This is a genomic window from Ferdinandcohnia sp. QZ13 (assembly GCF_031324165.1).
Taxonomy (GTDB): Bacteria; Bacillota; Bacilli; order Bacillales; family Bacillaceae_L; genus Ferdinandcohnia.
This window is the reverse complement of sequence record NZ_JAVIVW010000001.1, coordinates 2,156,869-2,170,026: the sequence shown is the minus strand read 5'-3', so window position 1 is coordinate 2,170,026 and position 13,158 is coordinate 2,156,869. Positions and strand designations below refer to the sequence as shown.

The 13,158-nt window shown below is 31.6% G+C and carries 14 protein-coding genes; 8 read left to right on the top strand and 6 right to left on the bottom strand.

What is annotated here, in order from left to right; translation table 11 throughout:
- A complete protein-coding gene (locus RGU12_RS10535; protein ID WP_309536045.1) occupies positions 1 to 2,196 on the top strand; it encodes a hypothetical protein in 2,196 nt (731 codons plus the stop codon).
- Here the strand turns inward: RGU12_RS10535 and istB are convergent, their stop codons facing one another.
- Both istB and istA read right to left on the bottom strand, forming a co-directional pair.
- The gene (gene istB / locus RGU12_RS10530) at positions 2,197 to 2,967 is read right to left on the bottom strand and encodes an IS21-like element helper ATPase IstB (RefSeq protein ID WP_309536044.1); all 771 of its coding nucleotides are present in this window, start codon (positions 2,965 to 2,967) and stop codon (positions 2,197 to 2,199) included.
- On the bottom strand, positions 2,967 to 4,517 hold the full coding sequence (istA, locus tag RGU12_RS10525) for an IS21 family transposase (protein WP_309536043.1): 1,551 nt from the start codon (positions 4,515 to 4,517) through the stop codon (positions 2,967 to 2,969). Before istA ends, istB begins: the two co-directional genes overlap by 1 nt.
- Before the next feature lie 155 nt (positions 4,518 to 4,672).
- Here istA and RGU12_RS10520 point away from each other — a divergent pair, with 155 nt between their 5' ends.
- From RGU12_RS10520 to RGU12_RS10505, 4 genes are read left to right on the top strand one after another with little or no spacing between them, the layout of a single operon-like run.
- Complete coding sequence (locus RGU12_RS10520; RefSeq protein WP_309536042.1) at positions 4,673 to 5,182, top strand: hypothetical protein; 510 nt, start codon at positions 4,673 to 4,675, stop codon at positions 5,180 to 5,182.
- Position 5,183: 1 nt separating this feature from the next.
- On the top strand, positions 5,184 to 6,914 hold the full coding sequence (locus RGU12_RS10515; RefSeq protein ID WP_309536041.1) for a site-specific integrase: 1,731 nt from the start codon (positions 5,184 to 5,186) through the stop codon (positions 6,912 to 6,914).
- Between the two features lie 7 nt (positions 6,915 to 6,921).
- Positions 6,922 to 7,512, top strand: a complete 591-nt coding sequence (locus RGU12_RS10510) for a hypothetical protein (protein WP_309536040.1) — start codon at positions 6,922 to 6,924, stop codon at positions 7,510 to 7,512.
- A 26-nt stretch (positions 7,513 to 7,538) separates the two neighbouring features.
- Positions 7,539 to 7,772 carry a helix-turn-helix domain-containing protein gene (locus RGU12_RS10505; RefSeq protein ID WP_309536039.1) on the top strand — a complete coding sequence of 78 codons (234 nt, stop codon included), beginning with the start codon at positions 7,539 to 7,541 and terminating at the stop codon, positions 7,770 to 7,772.
- A 649-nt stretch (positions 7,773 to 8,421) separates the two neighbouring features.
- Here RGU12_RS10505 and RGU12_RS10500 read toward each other — a convergent pair.
- From RGU12_RS10500 to RGU12_RS10485, 4 genes are all read right to left on the bottom strand, one after another.
- Positions 8,422 to 8,745, bottom strand: a complete 324-nt coding sequence (locus RGU12_RS10500; protein ID WP_309536038.1) for a DUF3888 domain-containing protein — start codon at positions 8,743 to 8,745, stop codon at positions 8,422 to 8,424.
- Between the two features lie 143 nt (positions 8,746 to 8,888).
- Complete coding sequence (locus RGU12_RS10495) at positions 8,889 to 9,650, bottom strand: hypothetical protein (RefSeq protein ID WP_309536037.1); 762 nt, start codon at positions 9,648 to 9,650, stop codon at positions 8,889 to 8,891.
- 476 nt (positions 9,651 to 10,126) lie between these two features.
- Positions 10,127 to 10,294 carry a hypothetical protein gene (locus tag RGU12_RS10490; protein WP_309536036.1) on the bottom strand — a complete coding sequence of 56 codons (168 nt, stop codon included), beginning with the start codon at positions 10,292 to 10,294 and terminating at the stop codon, positions 10,127 to 10,129.
- Between the two features lie 223 nt (positions 10,295 to 10,517).
- Positions 10,518 to 11,072 carry a hypothetical protein gene (locus tag RGU12_RS10485; RefSeq protein ID WP_309536035.1) on the bottom strand — a complete coding sequence of 185 codons (555 nt, stop codon included), beginning with the start codon at positions 11,070 to 11,072 and terminating at the stop codon, positions 10,518 to 10,520.
- A 559-nt stretch (positions 11,073 to 11,631) separates the two neighbouring features.
- On the opposite strand from RGU12_RS10485, the gene RGU12_RS10480 reads away from it, so the two are divergent.
- The 3 genes from RGU12_RS10480 (at position 11,632) to RGU12_RS10470 (ending at position 12,994) form a co-directional block, all read left to right on the top strand.
- Complete coding sequence (locus RGU12_RS10480) at positions 11,632 to 12,042, top strand: helix-turn-helix domain-containing protein (protein ID WP_309536034.1); 411 nt, start codon at positions 11,632 to 11,634, stop codon at positions 12,040 to 12,042.
- A gap of 306 nt (positions 12,043 to 12,348) precedes the next feature.
- Complete coding sequence (locus RGU12_RS10475; protein ID WP_309536033.1) at positions 12,349 to 12,690, top strand: hypothetical protein; 342 nt, start codon at positions 12,349 to 12,351, stop codon at positions 12,688 to 12,690.
- Positions 12,683 to 12,994 carry a hypothetical protein gene (locus RGU12_RS10470; RefSeq protein WP_309536032.1) on the top strand — a complete coding sequence of 104 codons (312 nt, stop codon included), beginning with the start codon at positions 12,683 to 12,685 and terminating at the stop codon, positions 12,992 to 12,994. The genes RGU12_RS10475 and RGU12_RS10470 overlap by 8 nt, the downstream gene beginning before the upstream one ends.
- Positions 12,995 to 13,158: the final 164 nt, after the last annotated feature.

Genomic DNA, 13,158 nt, shown 5'->3' with positions numbered 1-13,158 from the left:
TTGAATGTTGCGTTGGAAAAAGAATGGTACACCATTAAGGAAACTTCTGAAATATTAGGGATAAGTATTCACTCAATTAGAAATAGGATAACTAAAATTACTGATACACCAACAATTAGAATATTAGAAACTGAATATAAAAAAGAAAAAGGTATTTATTATGTTCATAAAAATTATATCAATAGATGCCTAAATGTAGATGAAAAAGAGTGGTTCTCACTCACTGAGGCCGCCGAATTTCTAAATTTATCTACTATGTGGCTTTTTAATAGGATTGAAAAAAATGAAATACCTGAATTCGAGTATGAAAGAGTGAATACTCTTCACTTCATTCACCGTTCTTACCTTACTAAACAAAAATTGTTCCAGGACAATATCAGGGATAATTATTATACATATAAAGAAGCGTCACATATCCTTTTAAGACCTGAAACGTCACTTTCCGAGTCAGTTGGAAAGGGGTTGTTTAAAGATGTTTTACATTTCTGTGGCAGAAGTTATATTTCAAAAAATGAAATTGATAAATATAAGGAGCTTACTAAGGATACAATTTCAAGAAGTGTTATCGAGGATGAATTAAATTTATCAACTTACCAAGCCTTAAAATTAATTAATAATGAACCACAATTAGAGGCGAACTTGGTAAGTAATAGTTTCTATGTTAAAAAAGATAGTTACATCAAGTTTAAAAAATGTCTTGATTATTCGATAGAAAAAGCCTCGAAGTTTTTAAACCTTTCTGAAGAAATAGCCAGAATGCTGATAGAAAAAAAGCATATACAATCATTCAATGTGAAAGGATTGGGATTGAGAACAAGTAAACAATATTTAGAGGAATATCTATGGGAAAATGAAATTCCATTGGAACAATTGGCTATGGAGATGGGTAAAAATGTAAATATATTTCCTATATATATTAGAAACGGAGAATTGAAAACCATAAGAAAGGATAAAAACAAGCATTTTGTTAGAAGGAAAGATGCAGACGAATTCAAAAATTCATATACAGGTCTTAAAATAAAACATTTCAATACTAACAATTATCAAGAGTTATTTAAAGATGCAATAGATTTTTGTCGAGATAATAGTCAATATAAGGACACAGTAGACTTGTATGAAGTTTGGGCAAAAAAGAAAATCGATAAGAGTAATTCGAAAGAAAAAGTGAAACTTGTGTATTCATTAATAAATATATTTATGAATTTATTAAATGTATTGATGAAAGAAATAATTAATTACACAGATAAGGAATTAAAACAACTTTTTCAAAATTTGTCAGACAATCAACTTAGATTATTATATCCATTTATAAATGATTGTAAAAGTAAAAGGGAGTGTTTATACGAAGGAGATTATTTATGGAAAAATGAGAAAAAAAATAAGAAGGATGACGTTCCGTACACAAAGAAAGAATGGAGGGATTTAACCTTAAATGTTTTAGATATAGACAAGCATTTTAACAAAGCGATTAAAAGAAAAAAGTATGCCGAAACCTGGCTTTGGACATTGCTCCACTTTTCTTTAGATTGGCGAAAGGTGGATTTAGATATATTTAAACCTATCAATTTGGATGTTGTTGGAATTGATAGTTTTATATGGTTTGAATATAATACGTTCACTCTGGAAATGTCACATACCATTTTGAATCTTGTTGAACGGAGTTTGAAAGGTGAAAAGGCAAGTAAAAATAATAAAGATCTCGTATTTGTAATTCCCTTTATTTTTGAAATGCCTACTGCATTGGCACTTACTTTGTGTGAATTGCATAGACGACAAATGAGTGAGAAAGAAAAGTATTTAATTACATCACGTATTCAAACATATGATTTAAGAATGTTTTTTGGGAAGGACTTACCTGTATTTTCGAATCGAAGATGTTCTAAAACTTTGACCACCTACGGTTGGGAGACTGCTGTTAAGCAAGGAAAGGGAGCATTAGCTTATTGGCTTGGTGGCTTCGCACGCTCCCATACGCATAATATAAACATGCCTAATCCAGTTACACAGGTTTATATTGTCACGAAGAATACGGATGCGGATGTAGAAGAAATGGCACTACATGCATTTGAAAGGGGAATATTTGGTTGGCAAGTGAAAGTAATGATAGATGCTATAAATAATCATGAACCATTAAGTTTGGATGAAATGACTAAAGCCATTTGTAACCGTCAAGTAGTTTTGAACACTTTTTGCTAATTAATTTTGAACACTTTCTTTTCCAAAAATGGTCGAACGATGTTTTATTCTATAGCTGTCATTTCCATTTAGTTGAATAACTTCTACTCTATGGAGGATGCGGTCTAAGATTGCTGTCGTGATTCCCTGATCTCCTATAAGTTCTCCCCATTCTTCCGGGCCTTTATTTGAAGTCAAAATTATAGAACTACGCTCGTAAAGGAAATTAATTAAATGGAAAAGGAGGTTAGCTTCTCTTTGGTCCATTGCCATATACATTAAATCATCGATAATGACCATATCGGAATCCTTTATGCGTTTTAACTGAATTTGAGATTTTCTAATATACTCTTCTGTTTTTAGTAAATGTACAAGTTCACCCATTGTTGAAAAGGCAACCTTATAGCCACTTTGAATGGCCTCTATACCTAGCCCAATACTAATATGGGTTTTACCCGAACCTGGCGGTCCCAATAAAATTAGATTATATTGTTGTTCTAGCCAGTTTAGCTCACTTAACTGACTTAATTGACGTGTACTCAGAGAAGTTTGTTCTTCGATATTAAACTCATCAAGTGTTTTGACATACGGGAATTTAGCCCATTTTAATCTCTTTTCAACGTTCTTTTCTTCCCGTTTCTTCACCTCGTACATTAGAAGTTCCTGCAGAAACTCTTGATAAGTCCAAGATGATTTCTCCGCTTTTCGTAGTAATACTGGCAACTCATCCGCCGTTTCCGCCATCCGAAGATGGCGAAAATGCTCTTGTAAAAGCTGTACAGTGCTAGTCATTATGAAACACCTCTGATTATGTTTGTGTAATATTCTATTTCCCTTTTTGCTGCTGTAGCTTTTGTTGCGAGGTTATCTTGTTTAGCTTCGAAAGAAGTTGGGGACACATCTTTTCCTTCTTTTAATCTAGTTAAGTGTTGTGCAATATCACGTAAGTCGTTTGCACTCCAAAGCTGTTCTTTTAGACAAACAGCGAGGGCTTCCTCGATTTGAGGGCGAAAATGGGTAATAGCGTATTGAATGATCTGCAACTGATCTCTTACATATCTCGGATATTGAGCGGATACTTCATTCACAAACTTTATAGCCTTTTCTTGATCTTTGAATTGACGAATAATTGTCTCTTTATAGGCTTGAATTCCCTTTGAACGATCTCTCGTATGTTGCCTGTTTTTTATCAATATTCCTTTTCCGTGACATATTTGATGTTTTGCTAATATTTCCCCTTGAAAGTCTGATTTAATAATGAGCATTTCATCTTGTATTTCAAGATATACCGTATTAGCTCCCCTTGGTCGGTATGTCCCTAATGGAAGAGAATAACGATTGGATTTATATTTGATAACATTGTCCTTATGAACAGTTCTTGTTATACTATTTTTATGGTTGCTTTCGAAAGAAAGCATGGAGGAGACTTTGGTTAAGTGTTGCTTTTCGAGGGCGTGCACTTCTACCGGTCTCTTTTTAGTTGTATGATGAATATTGTAATTTCCCGTCCTCTTTAACCACGCTAAACACTTCTCATTCCACGCTTCAAGATTTGGAAATACTCTATTTTTTGCAAAGTTCATTTTTACGTATTTCACTACATTTTCAACTTTCCCTTTGCTTTGTGGATCTGACTTCCTGCAAAGATATATTCGGAAACCACGTTCTTGCTTGTATGCTTGAAACTCTCCCGTTAAGATAATATCTCCGGCATTTTCACTGACTGTTATTAAATGGTCTTGATCATAGACGATTTCCTTCGGAATTCCCCCGAAAAATTGAAATGCCTTTTCATGACAACGAATTGTATCCTTTGTAGTAAAAGGTCTGTCCATCCATTCCACATATTTGTAACGAGAATGAGAGAGTACGAAAGTAATAAAGTATAATTTAACTGGCTTTTTATCTTGATTCTTTACGGTTATTTCCCCCCAATCAACCTGGACTTGATGTCCCATAGGCAGTTCTTCTACAGCTTCATGATCTCGAACACGAACTACCTTTGGAATATGGTAAATATTCCTTAATTCACTGACATACCCGCGGACTGTACTGCCGCCAACTTTTATAGTAGGATATCGTTCTTTCAACCAGTCCTCCACTTGTGCAGAAGAGAGATCTGGATGTTCTTTAAGCCAACTTAATATTAGATCTTGATGTGAATCTAATTTTTTGGTTCTACTCTTCGTGGATATAGCCCATTCAGATGCTTCGTCAAAATCCATATTCAGATACTTATAAACTGTGTTTCTTGAAATATTTAATTTTTTTGCAATGGCTGCTATTTTAAATCCTTGTTGTTTAAGTTGATGTATTTCAACATACAATAGTATTTTTTCCACCTTTCAAATCCTCCAGCTAAACAATTATGATATAAAATCATGATAGCTTAACTGTTGAATGTTTTGGCGAAAAGTGTTCATTTCTATTTGGCGGAAACTGTTGATTTTAGTTTAGCAGTTACACCATTACAGAAGTAAATAAAAAGTATTCTCCAATGATGGTGGATAGTTTATCAAAATATGCTGTAACAAGACATGAACAATCAGTTTCGTTGTTAAAACAGCTTATGTGCATACCGAAGAATGATTTGAAGAAAAAACTTGAAGAAATATCAAAATTACAATCTCCTTCACTTCTTGATCATTCACAATGCCTTGTTGGAGTGAAAAACTGTCCATATATGGGGGTCGAATATAACCTTGAAACACCATGTTTGGGTTGTAAAAATCGTATCGATACCAATTATATTTTAGACATCATTAATGTAGAGTTGTTTTCCTTAATTGATAGATTAAAAGCTACATCCCTATCAGATGAAACATCAAGAATAAAATACACTCATATGATTAGGACTTTAACCTACATTCTATTTGATTTTAGGATGGCTTACGATAAATATGATGAAAATTATATTAGAAGTTTTATAGATATAGATAAACTAAAAAAACAGTATCAAGAGGTAGAGTTCACGAAGTTTTTATCTATTAGTGAGGTGAATGCATGACATGGGAGCTTCAATAGGAAGTTTGGACAGAGGATTATTTATTTATGAGGATACATCCATATCCTTAGCAGAGAAAAAGTATATCCGTTATGAAAAAAAGGATAAATCAATATATATGGATAAATTTAATGATTTAATCGGTGAAGGAATATTTCAAGATAAATGTTTATTTGAAGACCATATATGGGTAGCTTACGGAAGGAACAACTATATGATTTTTGATTTTACAGAAATTGAATACAATCAAAAATTATATAATGCTTTAAAATTCTTTGTGATTTTACAATTATACGATAGAAGGTTAGTAGTCAATTCTGTTATACAAGGACTAAAGTATATATTGAAAATGATAAGGATGACTAATGGATATGATAAGCAATTTTTAAAAGAATTCATTGAATATGTAGAACAACAAGATCTAACGACTAAGAGAGCGTTATCTCATTTTAAAAATCCAAATTTATCTTTTTTATATTTTAACCCAATTAATGACTCCAAAGATTACGTTGAAATCTTGCTTACAATAAGTGACACTAAAGGTTCCAAGGGTGTAAGAGAAATACCTACATATTCAAACTTTATATTGTTTGATCAAATCATTCACGATTTCATGTCAAATACAACATCATATTTACGTGAAAAATATTATCCAGTCTTTATTTGGTGGAAACTTACATCGGTCATCCCGATACGCCCAATTGAATTTATAGAAATATTGAACGAAGGCATAAGATATGAAGAAAAAGAGGATGCATATTACATTTTGATTCCGAGAAGAAAGCAACAGCCTGATCCGATTAATGAATATAATCGTGTAGCTATTCAACATGAATTGAAAATGGGAAAGGAAATGTATGATATTATCTGCGATTATAGAAAAGTGGCAAATATTGAACATGAAAAATATCTTTTTCCATTATCCGTTTACACTCGGTTTTTAAAAAATGAAAAAATAAGCTTCATGCTACTTCACTATACTGAACATATGGGCTATGCACAAATGACGCTTCTCTTAGATGGATTTTTTGATGAAATAATTGATTCTCAATATTATATTAAAGTAGTCCAAAATAGAGATGAATTAGACATTGTGAATGAACACAAATCAATTAAGCGTTTTAATTTAGGTGATACAAGACATATGTCTATCTGTTTGATGATGATGCAGGGTTTTAGTGAACTCACTATTGCTCAGATGGCAGGTCATACAAATATTAAAACCCAAGCTCATTACTCTTCACATATTGATGATTTTCAACGTTCATATTCAGGGCTATTAGAAAAAGATATACTACAGAAAATGAATATAGGTGATAAATCAGGTTTTAATTCTTTTACCTTTAGACAAAGACAATTACTTTCCTATGCTTTTGAAGACAATTCAAAGGCGAGAAAAGTAGATTATGGATTTTGTCATTCAAATAACTTTCCTTTCGAGTGCTTTGTGAAGGATTGTATCTTCTGCAACAAATTTCAGATAGATTTATCAAGTCTTTCTGCGAAGGAACTTAATAATTTGAAAAATAAAATAACAAAAATCCAAGATGAAATTCAAGTAAAGTTAAACTTTATTAAGAAATATTATAGTACAGCTTTCAAAAGTCAAGGTTCTTTGGTCAATAAAATTGAAAAGGACAGGAAGGAACTTGAACGTAATGCAAATAACTTAGAAATTTTAATGAACCGAGAAGCCATGGTAAAAGCTCACATTAAAAAGATTCAGGAGGTTTAGTAGGGGAATGACGGAAGAAAAAAATAAAGGTGGTAGACCTAAAAAATATACCTATGAAGAACTTAGGGAAGCCTTACTTGAATATGCTCATAAGCGTATTGGAGGACAAATCACACTTGCAGATTTAGGGCGTGAAACGAAATATCCCCAATACGTATGGAAAAACAATAAAAATATCCGTAAAGACATAGAAAGGTTAAATAAAACACCAATTGAAGTTGTTGGTTTGTTAAAAGAACAGGCTTTTATCACTTCGGCGGAAGACTTAGTAAATAACAATTACAACAATAAAAAAAGGCTAATAAATGCAGTGCATCAAATTCTCAATGCTTATCAATCAACATTCGATAAGGCACTGAAAGTGGAAGAATTAGAGAAAAATCTATATAGTAAAGAAAAAGAAATCGATAATCTAAAAGAAGAAGTAGAATTTTACAAAAACAAATACAAGGAAATGACGGTACATAGTACAACGATAAAAGGTAGGGAGGAAAATGGCTTAAAAGAAAATGTACTTGATTTGGAAAAATACTACCAAGAAAGAAGAGAAAACCAAATAAGCGAAACAGAAAATGAATTAGCAGATTTGTTTAAATAAAAATTAATTAAGGAGTGACGAAATAATTGTATTTAACAGTTGAGGAAACCGCTGAATATCTATCGGTGTCTGTAAAATATGTTCAAAACTTAATTTTGCAGGGGAAAATCAGAGTTTTATATGATGAAGAAGGGACAGCATTGGTTTATAAGGAACAATTCAAGACACATTTTGAACAGCTTGAAAAATATAAAAAGTTAGTTGAGGATATGGAAAACGAACCAATTCCAGACGATATTGATGTTAAAGATGAAGACTAAGAATAAGAAATGATTTGAAATATTTAAGTTGTAGTTGACCACATGAATGATGTTGTTAGACATGCATAATCAAGGCTGGGCGTGGCTCATTTGGTAATTTATAGAGGTGTTGGAGCGTGGCATTTACTATAGGGGCAAATGTAAATCCCGCAAGTAAATAGGCAAAGTTAGTTTTTCTTTTATATTTGCAAGATTGTTTGAAGAGCTTTAGAATAATTTGGTATAATAAAGGTGTCCGAACCTTTGGGTTTGGTTCACAACAAATATTTGCGAGAATAAAGGCCACCCTTTTTGCTTTTGCGGAGCTTCGGGTGGCTTAAATATTGGTCTTGTTTTGTTTGTCGAGAGAAATTATTTCGTACTCCCAATTAATTTATTAATCTAAATCATCCATAATAATAAATTCAACTTTGATTTCATAAAAAACACCTTTGCCATTTACATTTAATACTAACTGTAATTATAATATTACTTCCACTAAACTGTCCCGTTTGTTCAATAAGGAATTCTACAAAAAAGGTGGTTAATCCTTCTTAGATCAACGCACCCTTTAGCTTAAATAGATTTTACTGTACTTGTATTGGTTTTCTACACATCTTTGTATAATCTTCATTCTCAGCTAATTTTCTTACTTTTACATCTTTAAAAATCAATCTGTGGGAGATTTGTTTTCCGCTTTTAAAGTAAACAAATGATACGGAGGCATTATTGCTCTTTCATAGGTTATAAATTGATAGGTTATCTCGTATCTATATGCTTGGTCAGGTTTTGTCTTGACCTCTACAAATTTACAAAAATCAGATAGGTATATTTCTCCAAAATAATCTTTAATTGCTTTTGATTCCAACGGCGATAAAAATAAATATATAATATCTTCAAGCATCATCTCGTAGCGTTTATCATTAGTCTCAGCTTGAACAGGAGTAATAGCAATAAAGGGAAAGAGACAGCTAATCATAATTACTTTTCTCAAATAAATACCTACTTTCTATAACTGTATTTTTTGTAGGTATTTTTCCTGAATAAACCGCTAAATATTCCTTCGAACCGCACCGTAATTACATATGCCACCTATACTAACTGCTTCAGTAACTCTTGAATACAAAAAAATATTCGTCAATAACCTATAACAGTAGTATTAACCTCATTGATAATCTCATTAGATATTTTGTTTATAGGTAACAAATAGACTTTATTTAAACGAGGATTATATATCCCTAAATTCTCAATTTTTTTGAATTCTGAATGGTTCGAATGAACACCCATTAAATAATATATGAGTAACTGTAAAGAGTGCTTGTTAGTCGGTGCTGATTTTAAAACTTTAAAATCCCACAAGGTATTTTCTGTTAAAAAATCGCCATCACCAGTATCAATAGTAGACGTATATCCACCTTCAAAAGTAAAACCATTTTTTACAATAGGCCCATAGAGTTTTAGAAAATTCAATCCTCTATTCACCATAATTCTTATATTTGAAATAGTTTCCTTATCAGGATTAATAAGATCTACTGGTTTATAACCCATCACTCCTGCCCGATAGGCTACATCAAAACCCACCATTTTACATGCACTTTCTATTGAAGTATCATCTAAGCCCTCTATGTCGAATAATAGGTCATCTGCTAAGAAAGGCTCTTTAACATTAAATGCTCCCATTAATGAAACTCGAAACACTTCTTTTTTGGGTGTACCATTTAAAAATCTTGTTAAATAATCTACTGCTGTTCCTACTAAGCTACCATTGATATTTTCATTTTCGTTTAAAGTATAATCATCTGATAAATCTGTAACAACAAAATCTTTCGGTTTAATATAGCCACCTCTTGGTTGTTTAACTTGGGAAATTCTCCGAGTAACTGATACCAAAAAAAGCACCTTCTTTTTTGTTATATTAATAGTTTTAATCTTAACTGCTAATTTGATTTGTTACGTCATAACCTTGCCAATTATGGATATTAATATCCTATAACTATTGTCTTATAAATCTTTCGAATAGGCAAATTATGTTTTTTTAGGAAATATGTTGCCAATAACGATGAAATAGGTTGAAAACCTTAATAAACAAGGAAAATGACGTGTGCCTGTTCACACGTCATTTCTTATGTCATTTATCTAAAAAGTACCTGAAAACGGAACCCTTTACTTTTCATCTAACGGGTTCACTTGTGAGGTGCAAAACGTTAAATCACAGACCTAATCACACGACAATTATCAAAAATTTCACAACACAAATCACAGTATATTTCACAGGCAAAAAGGCTTAGAGTTATTTTCAACCCTAAGCCTTTTTGGTATTATCTGATTTCACTAAAGCTACCCTTTAGTTGAATAGTTGAATAACTAAGAAAGTATTATTCAGTATAATGTTTCACTAATTCCCATGAGGAATCGGGATTATCTGCTTTTTTCCATATTTGTCCGTTGTTTGTATCATATAAATATATCCAACCATCGTTCACAATTAATTCAAAGTTCCCATAATTTTCATTTGATGAAATGATTGAACTTGAATCTACCAAATTAAGACCAACATTATTAATAGCATTCGAGATAGACTTAGATGATATTATAATACTAATACTTAAAATTATTATTGAAAAAAATATTAATAACCCATTCTTGCTATTCAATTTTATCACCTATTTTCATCATAGAATCCACAGTCTTGTACCACTAACCTGCACAGTTAATACAATAAGTTCAACAAAAATATCATTAATCCTTCTTGGATCAACCCACCCGTTAGTTGAAGTAATGGACTAATTCAATTTCATTATCGTTTCCATCTAATAGTATAAATTCATCAGGAAGAGGGTTCTCAAAATGGTCAGGTACTTTTTCGTATATAAGTAATGATTCGTCATCAGGCATGTTCAATTTAAGGTCATGTATCTTATTTTTTGAATTAATTAAGATAGTGTTAATTTTCAAATTAGGGTTTTTCCCATATAAAACTATGTACTTACCTTTACTTGTTTCTATTAACCGATTATTAATTAAACTCCCGCCATGACTACTCGTAACTATTTTCAACTTACCATTTATTCCTTCAACAAGGTGAGCGTACCCATACCCTTCATGGAATTGAAATAATGATACATATGATTTTGAATCATCAAGTTGTACCACTTTTAGGATATTAGGTTCATAAACTTCCATACTATACCCTCTATTTAGCCAAACTTTTAAACTTGATTGGATAGCTTCTTTATTATTTTCAATTTTATATTCATTAAAATAGTAAAATGAAAATCCAATGCCGAACACTAAAAGAAAAAATAATATTTTTATTTTCATTCTGACTTTATCTCCCTCCAAATTCTCTTATTATTTTCCACTAAACTGCCCCGTTAGCGTAAGTACATCATTTCACAAACTCTTCAATATATATAATGCCATTTTAACATAAATATCCAATAACCTTCGTTAATTGCAACATAATTCACTCACTAAATCACAAAGAATTCACACCCTTCCAATAATAATTTCATACCCTGTGATTCACTATGTGAATTAAGATGAAATGAGCGATTGAAATTCGCCAAAATGTTGATAAATAAATAAAAAACGCACTGTGAATTTTACTGTGAATTCAAGTGCGTTTTGCTATGCGTTTTACTATGTTTGCACCTCTGAAGTAAACCCGTTACTTTTCATCAAGGTGTTTTTTTATGTGCATCGTAGTGTTTCATTGATTATAGACAATTTCTGTTGATTATAAGCAATGAAAATTCACGATTTCATAGATATTTAGTAAAAATACTCATTTTTTGTTGACTAATGTCAAAATAACTGTTAAATTGATTCTATCGAAAGATGCAAGAAAAACTACTTACAAGTAAAGGGGAGTTTTACTGTGAACCTTCAACAATTTACATTTGGAGAAATAATAAAAAAAGAAAGAGAAAAGCAAAAATTATCATTAAGAGAACTTGCTGAAATGTCAAATATCGAGGCCTCCTACATAAATCGTTTGGAGAAGGGAAACAGAGACAACCCAGGATTCTCTACTGTGTGTGCATTAGCGAAAGCCTTAAAGTTAAATGGTGACGAGATAGTAAGATCTTTTGGATATGATCATTTAGGTACTCAGATAAGTTCGCAAAAAGAAGAGGATATAAAAAGGAAAATATCAGAAGAAATTGCTAAAAACTTAGTAGATACTCTTGCTGTGGGTGTTATAGCCGATAAAACAAAAGTAGACTTTGTAAAAGTAAATAAATTTAGACAGGAATTCGAAAAGAATAACTACGGTAATAGACTTTAATAATTGGGTAAAAGTATATATTTCAAACGTGTCCCGTTCTTTAAGACATATTGACAATGGAGAACGGTTACACGTTTTGATCTTATAATGAAAAATTAGAAACCATTTTTGTGAAAATCTTAAATAAAAGGGTGTGTAATTTTGAAAATATGTCTATTCAATATGTACATTAAAAAAGCACTTATCAAACGTTGAAATAGCGATTGGTAAGTGCTTTGTTTTTACTTTGGTAAATTATCTTTTACCGAAGTAATAATTGAATACATAACGAGGTAGGAAAAACGCTAACAAAGGTGGGAGAATTAGTTGAGAAAATATCGGGATGAACTCTCGGAAGAACTTTATAAATTAGATCCAATGATTAAAAAAGCGGCCGAGAAATTAAAAAAGCTAAGTGATGACCAGGAAGTTAAAAATGAGTATAAGCGAAGAGAAGGAGAAATGGCAAGAATAAGAGAAGAACGAATAATTGAAGAAATTAAATCGCTTGATTTTGATGATGGAGTATATGCCGAACCAGGAGTTTATCGGGTTAGAGTCAGAGATTTATATAACTACTGTAAAGAGAGAGGAATACCTGTAGGTTCGTTAAATAAAAACGAAGCAATGATGTTTGTTGAGAGAAAGGTTGAGGGAAAGAATGAATAATCGTCAAGCAATTGGATATATGTTATTAGCGTGTAAGCAGTTAAATTACTCAAAAGAGCAAACAAGAAGTTTATTTGGTGAAATGTATAATATGTTTGATTTAAAGACAGAAGAAGAAGCAGAGGAGCAAGGATATGAATGGTATTACTCCTTAGAAGATACATTTGACGTTGTAAAAAAGCCCGTTGTGACAAAAACAAGAGCAAAAAAAATCACAAAGTTTCCTGACAATTATAAATCTCAAATTAGTAAAGAGAATGAAAAATTGATTAAATTGTTAAATTTATACAAACAAGGAAATTAGGAAGTATTTTGCTATCGAGTTGTCGGAATATTAATCTATAATAAAAGATTTTTCAACGGGAAGGGAAATGAGAATCATTGGGTAAAAAATTCACTTGATTAACGCAAATGTTTTTTGAGTGACTTTTTTATTTTTGGGAGGCCGCACACTATATGATTCAAGAT

What these genes read in the sequence shown, in the direction of transcription:
- istB (WP_309536044.1), bottom strand. Translation starts at nt 2,967, where the DNA reads ATGACTAGCACTGTACAGCTTTTACAAGAGCATTTTCGCCATCTTCGG.
- RGU12_RS10520 (WP_309536042.1), top strand. Translation starts at nt 4,673, where the DNA reads ATGATGGTGGATAGTTTATCAAAATATGCTGTAACAAGACATGAACAA.
- RGU12_RS10470 (WP_309536032.1), top strand. Translation starts at nt 12,683, where the DNA reads ATGAATAATCGTCAAGCAATTGGATATATGTTATTAGCGTGTAAGCAG.
- RGU12_RS10515 (WP_309536041.1), top strand. Translation starts at nt 5,184, where the DNA reads ATGGGAGCTTCAATAGGAAGTTTGGACAGAGGATTATTTATTTATGAG.
- RGU12_RS10510 (WP_309536040.1), top strand. Translation starts at nt 6,922, where the DNA reads ATGACGGAAGAAAAAAATAAAGGTGGTAGACCTAAAAAATATACCTAT.
- RGU12_RS10485 (WP_309536035.1), bottom strand. Translation starts at nt 11,072, where the DNA reads ATGAAAATAAAAATATTATTTTTTCTTTTAGTGTTCGGCATTGGATTT.